Annotated in this window: 14 protein-coding genes; 7 read left to right on the top strand and 7 right to left on the bottom strand. The window is 69.4% G+C overall.

Annotated elements, in window-relative coordinates:
• Positions 1–27 precede the first annotated feature (27 nt).
• The 7 genes from AB6807_RS13665 to AB6807_RS13635 form a co-directional block, all read right to left on the bottom strand.
• Entirely contained in the window at positions 28–1,428 is a 1,401-nt protein-coding gene (locus AB6807_RS13665; RefSeq protein ID WP_286514957.1) for an NCS2 family permease, read from the bottom strand.
• Between the two features lie 79 nt (positions 1,429–1,507).
• Positions 1,508–2,530, bottom strand: a complete 1,023-nt coding sequence (locus tag AB6807_RS13660) for a LysR family transcriptional regulator (protein WP_371084988.1) — start codon at positions 2,528–2,530, stop codon at positions 1,508–1,510.
• 103 nt (positions 2,531–2,633) lie between these two features.
• Positions 2,634–5,093: a xanthine dehydrogenase molybdopterin binding subunit gene (gene xdhB / locus AB6807_RS13655; RefSeq protein ID WP_371084987.1), complete on the bottom strand. Its 2,460-nt coding sequence runs from the start codon at positions 5,091–5,093 to the stop codon at positions 2,634–2,636.
• A 2-nt stretch (positions 5,094–5,095) separates the two neighbouring features.
• Positions 5,096–6,784, bottom strand: a complete 1,689-nt coding sequence (xdhA, locus tag AB6807_RS13650) for a xanthine dehydrogenase small subunit (protein ID WP_371084986.1) — start codon at positions 6,782–6,784, stop codon at positions 5,096–5,098.
• A 194-nt stretch (positions 6,785–6,978) separates the two neighbouring features.
• The gene (locus AB6807_RS13645; protein ID WP_371084985.1) at positions 6,979–7,758 is read right to left on the bottom strand and encodes a TSUP family transporter; all 780 of its coding nucleotides are present in this window, start codon (positions 7,756–7,758) and stop codon (positions 6,979–6,981) included.
• Between the two features lie 259 nt (positions 7,759–8,017).
• Positions 8,018–9,271: an NRAMP family divalent metal transporter gene (locus AB6807_RS13640; RefSeq protein WP_116913377.1), complete on the bottom strand. Its 1,254-nt coding sequence runs from the start codon at positions 9,269–9,271 to the stop codon at positions 8,018–8,020.
• A gap of 55 nt (positions 9,272–9,326) precedes the next feature.
• The gene (locus tag AB6807_RS13635; protein WP_116913378.1) at positions 9,327–10,247 is read right to left on the bottom strand and encodes a LysR family transcriptional regulator; all 921 of its coding nucleotides are present in this window, start codon (positions 10,245–10,247) and stop codon (positions 9,327–9,329) included.
• A 135-nt stretch (positions 10,248–10,382) separates the two neighbouring features.
• Here AB6807_RS13635 and AB6807_RS13630 point away from each other — a divergent pair, with 135 nt between their 5' ends.
• The 7 genes from AB6807_RS13630 to AB6807_RS13600 are packed head-to-tail and all read left to right on the top strand — an operon-like array spanning position 10,383 to position 18,868.
• Positions 10,383–12,596 carry a thiamine pyrophosphate-dependent enzyme gene (locus tag AB6807_RS13630; RefSeq protein ID WP_371084984.1) on the top strand — a complete coding sequence of 738 codons (2,214 nt, stop codon included), beginning with the start codon at positions 10,383–10,385 and terminating at the stop codon, positions 12,594–12,596.
• 11 nt (positions 12,597–12,607) lie between these two features.
• A complete protein-coding gene (locus AB6807_RS13625) occupies positions 12,608–14,224 on the top strand; it encodes an indolepyruvate oxidoreductase subunit beta family protein (protein WP_371084983.1) in 1,617 nt (538 codons plus the stop codon).
• A gap of 37 nt (positions 14,225–14,261) precedes the next feature.
• Entirely contained in the window at positions 14,262–15,530 is a 1,269-nt protein-coding gene (locus AB6807_RS13620) for an alpha-hydroxy acid oxidase (RefSeq protein ID WP_371084982.1), read from the top strand.
• 37 nt (positions 15,531–15,567) lie between these two features.
• The gene (locus tag AB6807_RS13615; RefSeq protein ID WP_371084981.1) at positions 15,568–16,620 is read left to right on the top strand and encodes a TRAP transporter substrate-binding protein; all 1,053 of its coding nucleotides are present in this window, start codon (positions 15,568–15,570) and stop codon (positions 16,618–16,620) included.
• Positions 16,621–16,623: 3 nt separating this feature from the next.
• Positions 16,624–17,148, top strand: a complete 525-nt coding sequence (locus AB6807_RS13610; RefSeq protein WP_371084980.1) for a TRAP transporter small permease — start codon at positions 16,624–16,626, stop codon at positions 17,146–17,148.
• Positions 17,145–18,446: a TRAP transporter large permease gene (locus tag AB6807_RS13605; protein WP_371084979.1), complete on the top strand. Its 1,302-nt coding sequence runs from the start codon at positions 17,145–17,147 to the stop codon at positions 18,444–18,446. Before AB6807_RS13610 ends, AB6807_RS13605 begins: the two co-directional genes overlap by 4 nt.
• Entirely contained in the window at positions 18,446–18,868 is a 423-nt protein-coding gene (locus AB6807_RS13600) for an acyl-CoA thioesterase (RefSeq protein ID WP_116913383.1), read from the top strand. Before AB6807_RS13605 ends, AB6807_RS13600 begins: the two co-directional genes overlap by 1 nt.
• Positions 18,869–18,887 lie beyond the last annotated feature (19 nt).

The raw sequence follows: 18,887 nt of genomic DNA, 5'->3' as shown, positions 1-18,887 counted from the left end.
GCCCGATGGAGCCTCGGTGACAGCGCCTCAGTGGGCGCCGACGTACGCGAACTTGAAGAGGAACACCGCCGCGATGATCCACACCGACACATGCACTTCCCGTGCCCGTCCGGTGAACAGCTTGAGCACCGCGTACGAGATGAAGCCGAAGGCCAGGCCCGTGGCAATCGAGTAGGTGAAGGGCATGGCCAGCGCGGTGAGCGCGGCCGGAATCACCTCGGTGGTGTCGTCCCAGTCGAGCTCGACCAGGTCGCGCAGCATCAGGCAGCCCACGAAGAACAGCGCCGGCGCCGTGGCGTAGGCCGGCACCGAGCCCGCCAGCGGCGAGATCATCAGGCAGGCCAGGAACAGCAGCGCCACCACCACCGCCGTGAGGCCGGTGCGCCCACCGGCCTGCACGCCGGCGGCGCTTTCCACATAGGCCGTGGTGCTCGAGGTGCCCAGCAGCGAGCCCGCGAAGATGGCGCCGCTGTCGGCCAGCAGGGCCTTGTTCATGCGCTCCATCTTGCCGGGCACCAGCAGGCCGGCGCGCTTGGCCACGCCCATGAGCGTGCCGGTGGCGTCGAACATCTCGACCAGGAAGAACACCAGCACCACGTTCAGGATGCCGCCCTTCAGCGCGCCCATGATGTCCAGCTGAAGAAAGGTGGGCGCCACCGAGGGCGGCGCCGCGAACACGCCGTGGAACTTGTTGTCGGCCACGAAGAACGACAGCACCGTCACCGCCAGGATGCCGATGAGGATGGCGCCGCGCACCTTGAGCCGGTCGAGCACCACGATGATGAAGAAGCCCAGCGTCGCCAGGATGACCGGCGGCGTGTGCAGGTCGCCCAGCGTGACGAAGGTGGCCGGCGACGCCGCCACCACGCCCGCGCTCTTCAGCGCCACCAGCGCCAGGAACATGCCGATGCCCACGGTGATGGCCGTTCGCAGCGAATGCGGTATGCCGTCGATGATCAGCTTGCGCAGCCCCGTCACCGTCACCACCAGGAACAGGCAGCCCGAGATGAACACGGCCCCCAGCGCCACCTGCCACGTGTAGCCCATGCCCAGCACCACCACGTAGGAGAAGTAGGCGTTCAGCCCCATGCCCGGCGCCATGGCGATCGGGTAGTTGGCGTACAGCCCCATGATCAGCGTGCCCAGCGCCGCGATGATGCAGGTGGCCACGAACACCGCGCCCTTGGGCATGCCCGCGTCGCCGAGGATGCTCGGGTTCACGAAGATGATGTAGGCCATGGTGAGGAAGGTGGTCAGCCCCGCCACCAGCTCGATGCGCACGGTGGTGTTGTGCTCCGCGAGCTTGAACACCCGCTCCAGCAGGCCCGAGCCGCTTGCGCTGCCCACAGCCGCACGCGCAGGCGCGGACTCGACATGCCCCGGCGCGCGGGGCTCGGCGCCTTGCGGCGCCTGTTCAAACGTACTCATTTCGCTTGTCTCCAGCTGTTGTAGTGGCGGTTTTCTTCATCGTTGCCCCGCTCACGACGCCGGCGCGAACGGGGATCTCTCAGGGATCGGAGGTGTCAGGCTCGGCGGCGGGCGGGTGCACCGGGGCCGGCATGGTGGAGAGTGCGGCGCCTGGCGTGTGCAGCGCGACGCTTGGTGGGCGCAGCGACGCCGCCACGCCCTTGATGCAGTCGCGCAGCCAGCGCGCCGAGCTCGACGAATGGGTGCGCTCGTGCCAGAGCTGGTAGTACATGAGCCGGGGCAGCGCCACCGGGCAGTCGAGGATCTTCAGCGGCAGCCGCGCGGCGAAGCGCTCGCAATACTGGCGCCCGGTGGTCAGCACCAGCAGGCTGGAGGCCACCATGTCGGGAATGAGGCCGAAGTGCGCGCAGCGCGCCGTGATGTTGCGCTGCCGCCCCAGCTCGTCGAGCATCTGGTCGATGATGCCGCGCCCGCCCGGGTGCATGGGCGTGGGCGCGATGTGCTCGGCCGCCAGCCAGGTCTCCAGGTCCCAGCCGCGGCGCACCGCCGGATGGTCCTTGTTGACCAGCGAGACCACCTCGTCGCCGAACAGCCGCGCCATGTGCAGGTCTTCCGGCGGCTTGAGCCAGTTGCCGATGACCAGGTCGACCTGGCCCAGCGCCAGGTGGCCGTGGTAGTCCGAGTCGGGCGAGAGCGCGTGGATCTCGATCTGGCACAGCGGCGCGTCGCGCTTCACCTGCGCCACCAGCATGGGCAGGAACAGCGGGTCCATGTAGTCGCTGGCCGCGATGCGGAAGGTGGTGGCCGCGGACTGCGGGTCGAAGCCGCGCGCGTCCGAGAACAGCATCTCGGCCGCGCGAAGGATGCTCGCGGCCGGCTCGATCATGCGCAGCCCCGCGTCGGTGGGCACCATGCCCGAGCCCGAGCGCACCAGCAGCGGATCGCCCGAGAGCTCGCGCAGCCGCTTCAGCGCGGCCGACACCGCCGGCTGGTACATGCCCAGGCGGATGGCGGCGCGCGAGACGCTACGGTCGGTCAGCACGGTGTGGAGCACCCGGATGAGATGCAGGTCGATCTTGTCGAAAAGCGCTTGGTCTCTCATGGCTGTTCACACCTTTCTTGTCTGTGCGAACAGTTATACAGCGCGACATTTGGCGAAACCGGGGGGTTGAAGAAAGCTCGGACCGTGCGAGCACGGCCCGCTGTCATTCGGCCGCGGCGCCCTGCACCACCGTGATGGCGCGAAGAATCGACTCGCTCGTGGCCGGCGCCTTCAGCGGCGGATCGACCCTGTGCCCGCCCGCAGCGGACACCGCGTCGCGGATCGCGAAGAACACCGAGAACGGCAGCAGCAGCGGCGGCTCGCCCACGGCCTTGCTGCGGTGGATGGAGTCCTCGAAGTTCTGGCCTTCGAACAGGCGCACGTTGAACACCGGCGGGCAGTCGTTGGCCGTCGGAATCTTGTAGGTGCTGGGCGCATGCGTGGTGAGCTTGCCGCTTTGCGGGTGCCACACCAGCTCCTCGGTGGTGAGCCAGCCCATGCCCTGGATGAAGGCGCCCTCGACCTGGCCGATGTCCACCGCCGGGTTCAGCGACTTGCCCGCGTCGTGCAGGATGTCGGCGCGCAGCAGCTTCCACTCGCCGGTGAGCGTGTCGACGATCACCTCGCTCACCGCCGCGCCGTAGGCGTAGTAGTAGAAGGGGCGGCCCTGCATCTTGTCCTTGTCCCAGCTCAGGCCGGGCGTGGCGTAGAAGCCGTCGGACCACAGCTGCTTGCGGTCGAGATAAGCCTCGCCCACCACGGTGCTGAAGGCCAGCGTTCGGCCGTTGACCTCGACCTTGTCGTTCGCGAAGCGCACCTCGCCGGCCTTGCCGCCATGGCGCTCGGCCGCGCAATCGGCCAGCCGCTCGCGGATCTGGCGGGCCGCGTCCTGCGCGGCCTTGCCGTTCAGGTCGGCACCGGTCGAGGCGGCCGTGGCCGAGGTGTTGGCCACCTTGGTGGTGTCGGTGGCGGTGACGCGCACCCGCTCGAAGCTCACGCCCAGCTCGTGCGCCACCACCTGCGCCACCTTGGTGTTCAGGCCCTGGCCCATCTCGGTGCCGCCGTGGTTCACCAGGATGGAGCCGTCGGTGTACACGTGCACCAGCGCGCCGGCCTGGTTGAAGTGCTTCACGTTGAACGAAATGCCGAACTTCAGCGGCGCCAGCGCCAGCCCGCGCTTGAGCACGGTGCTCTTCTTGTTGAAGGCCGCGATGTCTTCGCGCCGCGCGCGGTAGTCGCTGCTGGCCTCCAGCTCGGCCACCAGTTCGTGGACGATGTTGTCGGTCACGGTCTGGCGGTAGGGCGTGACGTTGTTCTCGGCCTTGCCGTAGAAGTTGACGCGCCGCACGTCGAGCGGGTCGTGCTTCAGCTCGCGCGCCACCGAGTCCATGATGTTCTCGATGGCGATGGCGCCCTGCGGGCCGCCGAAGCCGCGGAACGCGGTGTTGCTCTGCGTGTTGGTCTTGCCCGAGAAGCCGTGCATGGCCACGTTGGGCAGCCAGTAGGCGTTGTCGAAGTGGCACAGCGCGCGCGTCATCACCGGGCCCGACAGGTCGGCCGAATGGCCGGCGCGCGACACCATGGTGATTTCCGCGCCGAGGATGCGCCCTTCGTCGTCGAAGCCCACTTCGTACTCGTACCAGAAGCAGTGCCGCCGGCCCGTGACCATGAAGTCGTCGTCGCGGTCCAGCCGCAGCTTCACCGGGCGCTGCAGCTGGCGCGCGGCCACCGCCGCCACGCAGGCGAACAGCGCCGACTGCGATTCCTTGCCGCCGAAGCCGCCGCCCATGCGCCGGCATTCCACATGCACCTCGTTCGACTGCAGGTGCATGGCGTGCGCCACCAGGTGCTGCATTTCGCTCGGGTGCTGCGTGGAGCAGTGGATGTGCAGCGCGCCGCCCTCCTTCGGAATGGCGTAGCTGATCTGGCCCTCGAGGTAGAACTGCTCCTGCCCGCCCACGTCCAGCGTGGCCTTCAGGCGGCGCGGCGCCTGCGCGATGGCCGCGCGCACGACGGCCTCGTCGCCACCGTTGGCGGCACCGCCGCTGCGCACGATGTGCATCGGCGGCACCACGTACTGGCCGCGCTCGTGGGCAGCCTGCGGGGTGAGCACGGGCGGCTGCGCCTCGATGGTCAGCGCGTCTTTCGCCTTGGCGGCGGCGCGGCGGGCCGCGTCGCGCGTCTCGGCGATCACGGCGAACACCGGCTGGCCCAGGTAGCGGATTTCGCCGCCGTCGTTCACGGGCAGCAGGATGGGGTCGTCGTGAATGATCGAGCCGCAGTCGTTGGTGCCCGGAATGTCCTCGGCGGTGATGACCGCGACCACGCCAGGCATGGCGCGAATGGCGTCCAGCGACAGCGCCGTCACGCGGCCGTTGGCGGCCGGCGACAGGCCCAGCGCGCAGTGCAGCGTGCCGGCCAGCTCGGGAATGTCGTCGATGTAGGTGGCCTCGCCGGCCACGTGCAGGTGCGCCGACTCGTGCGGGCGGCTGATGCCCACGCGCATGCCGCGCTCGTGGGCCAGCGCCTCGGCGCCCACGTCGATGCGCGCGGCGGTGTTGGCAAGGTAGTCGGCAAAGGCCTCGGCGGGCTGCAGCAGGCGGGCGTCGATGGGTTTGTTCATGGTCAGACGCCTTGCGCGGCTACGTTGGGGGCATGGGGCATCACGCTCCACACGCTGGTTTCTTCCAGCGACAGGGCGTCTTCGGCGCGGGTTTCCAGCCACAGGCGCTGGACGAGGTTCTGCGCCACCAGCAGCCGGTAGTCGGCCGAGGCGCGCATGTCCGACAGCGGCTTGAAGTCTTGCGCCAGCGCCAGCTTGGCGGTGGCCACGCTGGCCTGCGTCCAGGGCTTGCCGAGGATGGCGGCCTCGGCGTTGGTGGCGCGCCGTACGGTGGCGGCCATGCCGCCGAAGGCCAGGCGCACGGCCTTCACCGTGTCGCCGCCTTCTTCGAACTCGATGGCGAAGCCCGCGCACAGCGCCGAGATGTCGCAGTCGAAGCGCTTGCTGATCTTGTAGGCGCGCACCTGGCGGCGCAGCGCCGCATGCGGAATGGCCAGCCCCTGCACGAACTCGCCGGGCTGCAGCTGGTTCTTCATGTAGTCCAGGTAGAACTCGCTCAGCGGCATGCGGCGCACCGCGGCGCCGCGGCGCAGCTCGATCTGCGCGTCGAGCGACATCAGCACCGGCGGCGAATCGCCGATGGGCGAGCCGTTGGCCACGTTGCCGCCCATGGTGCCGGCATGGCGGATGGGCGGCGAGGCAAAGCGCAGCCACACGTCCGCCAGGCTGGGCACGCGCGCCACCAGCGTGGCGAAGGCCGATTCCAGCGAAGCGCCGGCGCCGATGTAGAGCTCGCCGCCTGCATGGCCTGAACTGTCTGCAGCATCCGAACCACCCGCGCGGTCCTCGATGACCTTCATCTCGGCCACGTCGCCCACGTAGATGATGTCGCCCAGGTCGCGGAACTGCTTGTTGACCCACAGCCCCACGTCGGTGGAGCCGGCCAGCAGCTGGGCGCGGGGCTTCTGCTCGCGCAGCGCGGCAAGCTGGGCCAGGGTCTTGGGCGCGTGGAAGTGGTCGATGCGGGCGCCGAGCGGGGCGGCGTAGTCGAGCCCGTCGTTCTTCAGCGCGGTGAGCGCGGCGACCACGGGTCGGGTGTCGAGCCGCACGGCGGGCAGGTCGAACATGCGCTGGCCGGCGTCCAGGATCGGGCGGTAGCCGGTGCAGCGGCACAGGTTGCCCGACAGGTCGTCGGCCAGTTGCTGGCGCGTGGGCTGGGTGCCTTCGACCTGGTGGTGCTCGTAGGTGGACCACAGCGACATCACGAAACCGGGGGTGCAGAAGCCGCACTGCGAACCGTGGCAGTCGACCATGGCCTGCTGCACCGGGTGCAGGGTGTGCACGGCGTGGTGCTTCTTGTCGGCGGCGTTTTCAGCTGCCTTGTCGATCTTGCCGGCCGCGCTGGCCTTGAACTGGCCCTTGAGGTCTTCCACCGTGAACAGCGCCTTGCCGTGCAGCGTGGGCAGGAACTGGATGCAGGCGTTGACGGTCTGCAGGCTCAGGCCGTTGATGGCGCCGGGGGCGTCGGTGCCGCCGGCCAGCTCGCCGATGACCACCGTGCAGGCGCCGCAGTCGCCTTCGTTGCAACCTTCCTTGGTGCCGGTGCAGCGGGCGTCTTCGCGCAGCCAGTCGAGCACGGAACGGGTCGGGTGGACGCCGGTGACGTCGACGATCTTGCCGCGATGGAAAAAGCGGATCGGCTGGGCCGGCTGGACCTGCGGAAGTGTGTGGCTGCTGCTCTCGGTGCTCATGCTTTGTGGGGCTCGTGGGGGACCCGTTGTGGGTCAGTCATGGACGTTAGCGACTTGTTCGGTGCCCTGCATACGGGGTCGCCCATAAAGCGTATGTGGGGGCTGGTATGCCACGTACGGGGAAACCCTTGGCGCAGCGCTGCAATTACCGGGCCACCCGGGCCGCCGGGCCATGCCCGAGGGGCCAGTTGCCGTCAGCCCGCGCGGATGGCCAGCCCGGCGGAAGCCACCAGCGTCGTGCCCGCCGCGGCCAGCAGCCCGCCCACAAGCCACTTCAGCGTGCGCGGCTGCAGCTTGTTCGGCAGGCGGTGGTGCAGCCGCGTCACGCCGTACACCACCGGCACGGCGCAGCCGGACAGCAGCGCCGAGTAGGCCGAGAAGTGCCCGGTCGGCACCACGATCACGAGCCGCACCAGCGAGCTGAAGCCGAACATCAGCAGCAGCGCGCGCCGCACCAGCTCGCGGTCCAGCGGCTGGCGGTACATGTGGAAGACGATGGGCGGCCCCGAGCTGGAAAACAACCCGCCCAGCACGCCCGACAGCCCGCCGATGAGCGCGAAACTGCGCGGCCCCGACACCGCCGGCAGCGGCCGGCCCTGCAGCACCAGCAGCACGGCGCAGCCCAGGATCGACACGCCCAGCAGCCCGCGCAGCCAGTTCACCGCGCCGCCGCTCAACCAGGTGAGCAGCATCAGCCCGACGATGACGCCGACCGTGCTGCCGTTGAGCGCCGGCTTCATCAGCTGCCAGGGCACCACGCCGGGCCGGGCGCGAAAGTAGGTCCAGGCGTTGACCAGGCTCAGCACCGTGGCGGCGTTGGCGGTGTCGCTCACGCTGGCGATGTGGAACACCGACACCAGCCCGAGCAGGATGAGGCTGAAGGCGAAGCCGGTGAGGTTCTGCGCGTAGGTGGCGAGTGCCACGCAGGCCATGAAGACCGCCACCGGGCCGGCCTGGGAAATGATTTCTTGCACCGGGACCGTCGTCAGCGGCAAGCGCCGGCCGCGACGAACACGGGGGCGGTGGCGAACGGGGGCTGGAAATGCGGGGCCGGGAAAAAGCGGGACAAGGGGTGCGGAGCGAACATTCGAAAGACCGGGAAAGCGGCGAGGCGCGAGGCGGGAAGGCGTCCCGAGAATACCGCGCTGAAGACGCGAAGACGCGGCACCGCGCTATCGCGCTATCGCGCTATCGCGCCGCAGGCGTGAACCTGCGGATCGCGCCGCGGCCCGCTCAGCGCACCAGGTCCCAGCCCATCATCAACGCCGCGAACCCCATCAGCGCCGTGCCGCCCCAGCCCAGCCAGCGGGTGCGCCGGCCGGAGGTGAACACGCCCATCACCTTCTCGCGGGTCACCAGGATCATCATGGCCGCCATGATCGGCACGGCCACCACGCCGTTGATGACCGCGCTCCAGTACAGCGCCTTCATCGGGTCGATGGGCGTGAAGTCGAGCGCCGTACCCACCAGCGTGGCCACGGCGATGATCCCGTAGAACTCCTTGGCCTCGCGCCAGTGGCGCTCCAGCCCCTCTTCCCAGCCGAAGGCCTCGGCCACCGCGTAGGCGGCCGACGAAGCCAGCACCGGCACGGCCAGCAAGCCGGTGGCGATGATGCCGCCGGCAAACAGCCAGAACGCGAAGTCGCCGGCCAGCGGGCGCAGCGCCTCGGCCGCCTGCGCGGCGGAGGTCACGTCGTGCACCCCGGCCGAATACAGCACCGACGCGCCCACCACCATCACGAAGAACGCGATGAGGTTCGAGAAGGTCATGCCCACCCAGGTGTCCAGCCGCACGCGCTTCAGGTCGTGGCGCACCTCCACGTCGTTACCGCGCTGGCCGCCCTTCAGGCGCAGCTCTTCCACCTCTTGCGAGGCCTGCCAGAAGAACAGGTAGGGCGAGATGGTGGTGCCCAGCAGGGCGACGATCATCATCCAGTAGTCGCCGCTCCACTGCAGCCTGGGCACCACCAGGTCGTGCAGCACGTGCGACCACTCCACCTGCACCACGAACACCGCCGCCACGTAGGCGAACAGCGTGAGCGTGAGCCACTTCAGGATGTGCGCCAGCTTGCGGTACGGCACGAACACCTGCAGCAGCACCGTGACCACGCCGAACACCAGCGCATGAAAGTGCGCCCCGCCGCCCACCACCAGCTGCAGCGCCTCGCCCATGGCCGCGATGTCCGCGGCAATGTTGATGGTGTTGGCCACCACCAGCAGGAACACCAGCACCACCAGGAAGCCGCGCGGCATGTGCTCGCGCAGGTTGGCCGCCACGCCCTTGCCCGTGACCCGCCCGATGCGCGCCGACACCAGCTGAATGGCGACCATGAAGGGCAGCGACAGGAACACCGTCCACAGCAGCCCGGTGCCGAACTGCGCGCCGGCCTGGGTGTAGGTGGCGATGCCGGACGGGTCGTCGTCGGCTGCGCCGGTGACGACGCCCGGGCCGACGTGGCGCAGGAAGGAGGGAATGCGTTTTTTCATGTTCGTCCCGATGGTTGCATGCCGAGCCTGACCTGTACATGAACCCTGGGCCGGTTCATGCCTTGGCCTTTTCCGAAAACAGCGCGGTGATGACCTGGCGCAGCCACCGGTTGCCCGGGTCGGCCTCGAAGCGCTTGCTCCAGTGCAGCGACACCGTGAAGTCGCGCAGCGGAAACGGCGGCTCCACGATGGCGTAGTGCCCCTCCTCGGCGAAGCCGCGCGCGATGTTGCGCGGCATCACCACCGCCAGGTCGGTGGCGCGCACGATGGCCGGCAGCACCATGAAGTGCTCGGTCGTCAGGCGCAGCCGGTCTTCCAGGTTCAGCAGCTGCAGGATGCGCAGCGTGTCCGCGTGCGTGCGCACGGCCACGTAGTCGAGCTCCTGCAGGGCCGCGAGCAGCGCCTGCCCGCTGCGCCGCCGCTTCACGAACGGGTGGTCGCGCCGCAGCAGCACGATGTAGCGGTCGCGCAGCAGCTGGGTGCGCTGCGTGTCCTTCACGCGCGGCAAAAAACCGAAGGCGAAGTCGACCTTGCCGCTGTCCAGCGCGGCGGCGATGTCGCCAGTGGCCAGCGGCATGGTCTCCACCCTCACGCCGGGCGCCAGCTCGCGCAGCCGCGCCATCAGCGCCGGCAGGAAGCGGCCTTCCCCGATGTCGCTCATGTGGATGCGAAACAGCTTGCGCGAAGCCGCCGGCTCGAAGCGCTCGGGCTCGCTCAGCGCCTGCTGCAGCAGGGACAGCGCCGACTGCACCGACTCCGCCAGCCGCTGCGCGCGCGGCGTGGGCGCCACCCCGCCGGGGCTGCGCGTGAACAGCGCATCGCCCAGCAGCAGGCGCAGCCGCGTGAGGCCATGGCTGGCCGCGGGCTGGGTGAGGCCGAGCGCCTCGGCCGCGCGGCTCACGTTGCGGGTGCGATAGACCGCATCGAAGAGCCGCAGCAGGTTGAGGTCGACCGCGTCGATATGCACGGATTTCATATTGGATAGCCGGATTATTTTATTGAAGTATGGCCCCGGCGTGACCACACTCGCCCTGTTCCCGCTCATCCCCCGAGCCGCACGGAGCCGCACAGCGCCACATGGCCGTGCGGCGCCACATAACGACGAGACACGATGGAAGTTTCATTCAGCAAGGAAGTGGAAATGCTGCGCCTGGGCGCCGGCGATACCTTCCACGGCGAGGGCATCCTCGCCATCACCAAGGGCCTGCTGCAGTCGGGCGTGGCCTACGTCGGCGGCTACCAGGGCGCGCCGGTGTCGCACCTGCTGGACGTCATGGTCCAGGGCAAGGCCTACATGGACGAACTGGGCGTGCACGTGGAAGCCTGCTCCAACGAGGCCTCGGCCGCGGCCATGCTGGGCGCCTCCATCCACTACCCGCTGCGCGGCGCGGTCACCTGGAAATCGATCGTCGGCACCAACGTGGCGGCCGACGCGCTGTCGAACCTGTCGTCGCCCGGCGTGACCGGCGGCGTGCTGGTGGTGGTGGGCGAAGACTATGGCGAAGGCGCCAGCGTGATCCAGGAGCGCACGCACGCCTACGCGCTCAAGTCGAGCATGTGCCTGCTCGACCCGCGGCCCGACCTGGGCGTGATGGTGCGCATGGTCGAGGAAGGCTTCCGGCTGTCGGAGGCGTCGAACATGCCCTGCCTGATGGAGCTGCGCATCCGCACCTGCCACGTGCGCGGCAGCTTCGAGTGCAAGGACAACGTGGCGCCGGCCGTGTCCACGCGCGCGCTGATGACCGAGCCGGCCGGCTTCGACTACATGCGCCTGGCGCACCCGCCCGTCACCTTCCGCCACGAGAAGCTCAAGGGCGACGCGCGCATTCCCGCGGCGCGCCGCTACATCGTTGAGAACAGGCTGAACGAACTGATTCCGGGCGGGCGGCATGCCGACCTGGGCATCGTGGTGCAGGGCGGGCTGTACAACGCGCTCATCCGCAGCCTGCAGCAGCAGGGCCTGGCCGACGCCTTCGGCGACACCGACATTCCCATCCTGGTGCTGAACGTGACCTACCCTCTGGTGCCCGAGCAGGTGGCCGACTTCTGCGTGGGCAAGCGCGCGGTGCTGGTGGTGGAAGAAGGCCAGCCCGAGTACATCGAGCAGGACATCGCCACGCTGCTGCGCCGGCGCGACATCCAGACGCCGCTGCACGGCAAGGACCTGCTGCCCGCGGCGGGCGAGTACGGCGTGGAGGTGCTGTCGGGCGGCATCGGCGCCTTCGTGGCGAAGTACATCGCGGCCAGCAACACCGACGACAGCAACAACAGCAACGACAGCAACGGCACCAGCGAAGCCAGCGACGCAGCCTCTTCCGCGCGGGCCTGGCTCGCCGGCAACCGCGAGCGCCGCGAGGCCGTGGCCCGCCAGCTGAGCACGCCGCTGCCCAACCGGCCGCCCAGCTTCTGCATCGGCTGCCCGGAGCGGCCCGTGTTCTCGGCGCTGAAGCTGGCGCAGCAGGAGACAGGGCCGGTGCACATCGCGGCGGACATCGGCTGCCACGCCTTCGGCACCTTCGAGCCCTTCTCGATGGGCCATTCGATCCTGGGCTACGGCATGAGCCTGGCGAGCCGCGCGGGCGTGGCGCCCATGATGAACCGGCGCACGCTGTCGATCATGGGCGACGGCGGCTTCTGGCACAACGGCCTGCTCACCGGCGTGCAGAGCGCCCTCTTCAATGGCGACGACGCAGTGCTGCTGATCTTCAAGAACGGCTACACCTCGGCCACCGGCACGCAGGACATCATCTCCACCCCCGACGACGAGGTGAAGGAGCGCGCCGTCGACAAGCAGCAGAGCCTGGTCGACAAGAACCAGACCATCGAGGCCACGCTGAAGGGCCTGGGCGTGCAGTGGATGCGCACCGTGACCACCTACGACGTGGAGCGCATGCGCAAGACGCTGACCGAGGCGCTCACCAGCGACTTCAACGGCCTGAAGGTGGTGATCGCCGAGGGCGAGTGCCAGCTGGAGCGCCAGCGCCGCATCAAGCCCTGGCTCGCGAGCCTGCTGAAAAAGGGCGAGCGCGTGGTGCGCGTGAAGTACGGCGTGGACGAAGACGTGTGCAACGGCGACCACGCCTGCATTCGCCTGTCGGGCTGCCCCACGCTCACGCTGAAGGACAACCCCGACCCGCTGAAGGTCGACCCGGTGGCCACCGTGATCGACGGCTGCGTGGGCTGCGGCCTGTGCGGCGCCAACGCGCATGCGGCCACGCTGTGCCCCAGCTTCTACCGGGCCGAGGTGGTGCAGAACCCCAAGTGGCACGAGCGCCTGCTGCATGCGCTGCGCGGCGGCCTGGTGCGCGCACTGCAACCGGCGTGAGGGGCCAAGGCATGGAACAGAACAGGCCCCTCACCTTGCTCGTGTGCGCGCTGGGCGGCGAAGGCGGCGGCGTGCTGACCGAATGGCTGGTCGACATTGCGCGCCACGCCGGCTACGCGGCGCAGAGCACGTCCATTCCCGGCGTGGCACAGCGCACCGGCGCCACCACCTACTACATCGAGGTGTTCCCGGTGCCGCTCGCGCAGCTGGGCGGCCGGCGCCCCGTGTTCAGCCTGAGCCCGGTGCCCGGCGCGCTCGACGCGATCGTGTCGTCGGAGCTGCTGGAAACCGCGCGCCAGGTCGGCAACGGCATGAGCGCGCCGCTGCGCACGCTGGTCATCAGCTCGTCGGCGCGCATCTTCACCACCGCCGAGCGCATGGAGCCCGGCGACGGCCGCGCCGACGCGCAGCGCCTGCTCGACGTGGTGAAGGCCTTCAGCCGCGAGCACCACGTGTTCGACATGAACGCCATCGCGCGCGACAGCGGCACGGTGGTCAGCGCCGTGATGCTGGGCGCCATCGCCGGCAGCGGGCTGTTTCCGTTTCCGCGCGAGGCCTACGAGCACGTGGTGCGCGGCGGCGACACCAGCGCGCCCGACAAGCTCAACAGGATGGCCGCGGCCAGCCTGCGCGGCTTTGCCGCCGCCTTCGACGCGGTGAGCGCGCCGCGCGCGCAGGCCGCGTTCGTCAGCAGCGTGCTGGCCGGCGACGGCAACGACGCGCCGCCTCCGCCCAGCGCCCTGCCCGCCGAACTGGCGCGCCGCTTTCCGCCGGCCGTGCACGACATGCTCACCCTGGGCCATGCGCGCGTGCTCGACTACCAGGACGCCGCCTACGCCGCGCTCTACGCGCAGCGCCTGGGCCGCGTGCTGGACGCAGAGCGCGCCGCCGACCCGGCCGGCGCGCAAGGCTTCGCCATCACCCGCGAGGCCGCGCGCTGGCTTGCGCTGTGGATGGCCTTCGACGACATCGTGCGCGTGGCCGCGCTCAAGGGCCGCGCCAGCCGTGCGCAGCGCGTGCGCAAGGAAGTGCGCGCGGGCGACGACGACATCTTGAAGGTCTACGACCACTTCAAGCCCGGCGCCGCCGAGTTCGCGGCGCTGCTGCCGCCAGGGCTCTCTCGTCGCGTGACGGCGTGGGACCGCGGCCGGCAGGCGCGCGGCCTCGCGCCGTGGGCGCTGCCGCTGAAGGTGGGCAGCCATTCGGTGCTGGGCATGGCGTCGCTGCGGCTGCTGGCGTCGCTGCGCTGGCTGCGCCGGCGCGGCAGCCGCTTCGGCGAAGAGCAGGCGCTGATCGAACGCTGGCTCGCGGCAGTGGAAGCCGGCACGCGCGATGGCTGGGCGCTGGGGCACGAGCTGGCGTTGTGCGGCCGGCTCATCAAGGGCTACGGCAGCACCAACGAGCGCGGCAAGGAAAACCTGCTGCACGTGACCGACCACCTCGCGGCGCAGCCCGGCGTGCCGGCGGCCGAGCGCGCGCAGGCCGTGGCCGCGGCGCGCAACGCCGCGCTGGCCGACGACGCGGGCCGCGCGCTCGACGCCGCGCTGGTCGAACACGGCGCGCCGGCGCGGCCCGTCAAGGCCCAGCCGATCCGCTGGATGAAGCGCAAGCCCACGGGCGGCGCCTGATATCAGTGATCAGCGACCAGCGACCAAGGCCACGTCGATGACCCTGCTGCTCAACGTCGAGGACTACCGGCGCCGCGCACGCCGCGTGCTGCCGCGCCTGGTGTTCGACTACATCGACGGCGGCGCGGAAGACGAGCGCTGCTTGCAGCGCAACCGCGACGCGCTCGACGCCGTGCCGCTGGTGCCGGAGTGCCTGCGCGACACCAGCGCGCTGGACATCGGCATCGAACTGTTCGGCCGGCGCTGGAACGCGCCCTTCGCCATCGCGCCCATCGGGCTGGCCGGCCTGGTGCGCCCGCGCGGCGACGCGTTGATGGCGGCGGCCGCGCAGGCCGCGCGCGTGCCCTTCGTGCTGTCGACCGCGTCCAACACCCGCATCGACCACGTGCGCGCCGCCGCGCCCGACGCCACGCTGTGGATGCAGCTCTACGTGATGGGCGAGCGCGCCATCGCCGAGCGCGTGGTGCGGCGTGCCCGCGCCGCCCGCTTCGAGGCGCTGGTGCTCACGGTCGACGTGCCGGTCAGCGGGCTGCGCGAGCGCGACCTGCGCCACGGCTTTCGCGTGCCGATGCGGCTCACGCCGGCCACCGTGCTCGACATGGCGCGCCACCCCGGCTGGCTGCTGCGGCTGGCGCAGGGCGGAATGCCGCGCTTCGAGAACCTGCTGCCCCACCACGGTGACAGCGAGGACAGCGACGGCGGCAACGAGGCACCCGTCTCCGCCCAGGCGCAAGCCGCCCTGCTCTCGCGCACCATGGACCGCACGCTCACCTGGGACAGCCTGGGCTGGCTGCGCAAGCTGTGGGACGGGCCGCTGCTCGTCAAGGGCTTGCTCGGCGCGGAAGACGCCAGGCGCGCCGTGCGCCATGGCGCCGACGGCATCGTGGTCTCCAACCACGGCGGCCGCCAGCTCGATGCGGCGCCGGCCAGCATCGCCGCGCTGCCGCGCATCGTCGATGCGGTCGGCGGGCGCATTCCGGTGCTGGTCGATGGCGGCATCCGGCGCGGCAGCGACGTGGTGAAGGCGCTGGCACTCGGGGCCAGCGGCACGCTGGTCGGCCGCGCGCCGGTCTACGGCCTGGCCTGCGCGGGCGAGCAAGGCGCGCTCGCCGTGCTGCAGCTGCTGGCGCAGGAAACCGAACGCACCATGACCTTGCTGGGCGCCACGCAGGTGCGCGAACTGGGCCCGCGCCATGTCGACCGGAGCGAATTCCGTTCGCCTTCCGAACAAGCCGCGAGCGTGCCGGCGCGCAACGAAAACACGCTCGGGAAAGCCTCCATATACCCGGCGAGCGCGACTGCCTAGATTGCGCAACCAGTTCAAACACATAACGAAGGAGACCATGACCACCACCCGCCACCCCCACCGTTCCAGGGCCCGCGCCCTGGCCCTGATCGCGGCCACCGCCGCGCTGGCGCTCGGCCTGCCGGCCGTGCAGGCGCAGGACAAGCCCGTGCAGCTCAAGCTCTCCAGCTGGGTGCCCGCGCAGCACCCGCTCAACCCCGCGCTGCAGGCGTGGGCCGACGACATCAAGAAGGAGTCGGGCGGCACCATCACCGCCATCCTGTTTCCGTCGGAGCAGCTGGGCAAGGCCTTCGACCACTACGACATGGCGCGCGACGGCATCGCCGATTTCTCCTACGTGAACCCGGGCTACCAGCCGGGCCGCTTCCCGGTGATGGCCGGTGCCTCGCTGCCCTTCCTGTTCGCCAACGGCAAGGAAGGCTCGGCCGCCATCGACGCCTGGTACCGCAACTACGCGGCCAAGGAAATGAAGGACGTGAAGTACTGCTTCGCGTTCGTGCACGACCCCGGCACCTTCCACTCGCGCAAGAAGATCACGCTGCCCACCGACGTCAAGGGCATGAAGGTGCGCCCGGCCACCAGCACCGTGGGCCAGCTCATCACCTCGCTGGGCGGCACCAACGTGCAGGCCTCGGCGCCAGAGTCGCGCGACATGCTGGAGCGCGGCGTGGCCGACGCCATCACCTTTCCGTGGGGCTCCATCGGCCTGTTCGGCATCGACAAGGTGGTGAAGTACCACATGGACGCGCCGCTGTACGTCACGCCCTTCGTGTGGGTCATGAACAAGAGCAAGTACGACGCCATGTCCGTCGCGCAGAAGAAGGTGGTGGACGACCACTGCACCAGCGAGTGGGCGCAGAAGGTGGCCGCGCCGTGGGCCGACTTCGAGTTCGCGGGCCACGCCAAGATGGCGGCGCTGCCCGGCCACGAGATCTACAAGCTCACGCCCGAGCAGCTCGACGCATGGCGCAAGGCAGCGGCACCGTCGGAGACGCAATGGGCCGACAGCGTGAAGAAGGTGGGCGAAGACCCGAAGGCCGTCATGGACGCGCTGAAGGCCAGCCTTTCCAAGTACAAGTCGGCGCTCTGAGCCATGACCGCCCGGTCCGCCAGCTACATGGACCGCGCGATCAACCTCATCGAATGGCTCGCCGCCATCTTCGTGGGGATCGTCGCGCTCAACATCTTCGTGGCCGTGGTGCTGCGCAAGTTCTTCGACACCTCGATTCCCGACGCGTACGACTTCGGCCGCATGCTGCTGGGCATCCTGATCTTCTGGGGCATCGCGGCCACCAGCTACCGCGGCGGGCACATCACCGTCGACCTGGTGTGGACCGCGGCCGGCCCGCGCATGAAGCGCGTCATCGACGTGTTCGCCACGCTGGTGCTGCTGTTCGTGGTGGCGGTGCAGACCGCCATGCTGTTCGACAAGGTGCGCGGGACCTACGTGGACAACGTGCAGACCTACGACCTGAACATCCCGACCTGGCCCTTCTACGCGGTGGCCTGGGCCGGCGACGTGTGCGCGGTGCTGCTCATCGCGATTCGCACGTACCGGCTGATCTTTCACCCTGAGCAACTCGAAGAAGTTCACGCAGAACAGAAGGCGGATGAATGAGCCCGGATGCAGTGGCAGTGCTGGGCTTCGTTGCCCTGTTTGTGTTGATGTTGTTGCGCGTGCCGGTCGGCATGGCAATGGGCCTCGTGGGCGTGGTCGGCTACAGCTACCTGGTCGGGCCCGGCCCGGCGCTGAAGCTGGTGGGCCAGACCTCGATGCGCACCGTGACCGACTACACCTTCGGCGTGATCCCGATGTTCATGCTCATGGGCGCGCTGGTGTCGGTGTCGGGCGTGAGCCGCGAGCTGTTCAAGGCCGCCAACTCCATGATCGGCCACCTGCGCGGCGGCCTGGGCGTGGCCACCGTGGTGGCATGCGGCGGCTTCGCGGCCATCTGCGGCTCGTCGGTGGCCACGGCGGCCACCTTCTCGGCGGTGGCGTACCCGGAGATGCGGCGCTTCAACTACCCGCAGTCGTTCTCCACCGGCGTCATTGCCGCGGGCGGCACGCTGGGCGCCATCCTGCCGCCGTCGACCGTGCTGGCCGTGTACGCCATCCTCACGCAGCAGGACATCGGCAAGCTCTTCATGGCGGGCATCGTGCCCGGCATATTGGCCATGGCGATGTACGTGATGACCATTGCCATCATCGTCAAGCTGCGGCCCGACTGGCTGCCCGGCGGCGAGGTCAAGCCGTGGTCGGAACGCTTCAAGGACCTGAAGAACGTGTGGGCGCCGCTGGTGCTGTTCGTGTTCGTCATCGGTGGCCTCTACGGCGGCTTCTTCACGCCCACCGAGGCCGGCGGCGTGGGCGCGAGCGGTGCGTTCATCCTCGGGCTGGTGCGGCGCAAGCTCGACGGCCCGAAGATCCGCGAGGCGCTGCTGTCGGCCACGCGCACGGCGGCGGCGGTGTTCACGGTGCTGATCGGCGCGCTGCTGTTCGGCTACTTCCTCACCATCACGCAGAGCCCGCAGAAGCTCACCGAGTTCCTGACCGGGCTGGGCATCGGGCGCTACGGTGTGCTCGCGCTCATCATGGTCATGTACCTGGTGCTGGGCTGCCTGATGGACGCGATGGCGATGATCATCCTGACCGTGCCCATCATCTACCCGGTGATCGTGCACCTGGGCTTCGACCTCATCTGGTTCGGCGTGATCATCGTGATGACCGTGGAGCTCGGGCTCATCCATCCGCCGGTGGGCATGAACGTGTTCGTCATCAAGAGCGTGGTGAAGGACGTGAGCTTCACCACCATCTTCAAGGGCGTGCTGCCGTTCATCGTGACCGACATCGTGCGGCTGGTGATACTGATCGCGTTCCCCATCATTGCCTTGTGGCTGCCGACGAGAATGGGCTGATGAGCAACAGCATCAAAGAAATCGTCTACACCGCACGCGTCGAGTTCGGCGACTGCGACCCGGCCGGCATCGTGTGGTTTCCCAACTTCTTCCGCTGGATCGACGCGGCCTCGCGGCACTTCTTCGCCGAGTGCGGCGTGCCGCGCTGGGAGGAAACCACCGAGACCCTGGGCGTCATCGGCACGCCGCTGGTGGACACCCACACCCGCTTCGTGAAGACCGCCAGCTACGGAGACACGCTGCACATCGCGGTGCGCATCACCGAGTGGCGCGAGAAGAGCTTCGTGCAGACCTACCGCGTGACGCGCGGGAGCGACCTGATCCTCGAGTGCGAGGAGGTGCGCATCTTCGCGGCCAAGCGCGAAGGCGGCGGCATTCGGGCGGTGGGGATTCCGGCTTCGATCCGGGTGCTCTGCGAGTAGGGAGCCGTCGGCGCGTCAG

The sequence above is a fragment of the Variovorax sp. RCC_210 genome (genome assembly GCF_041355175.1).
GTDB lineage: Bacteria > Pseudomonadota > Gammaproteobacteria > Burkholderiales > Burkholderiaceae_C > Variovorax.
Note: the sequence above shows the minus strand (reverse complement) of the source record. Positions and strands in the feature narration are given on the sequence as shown.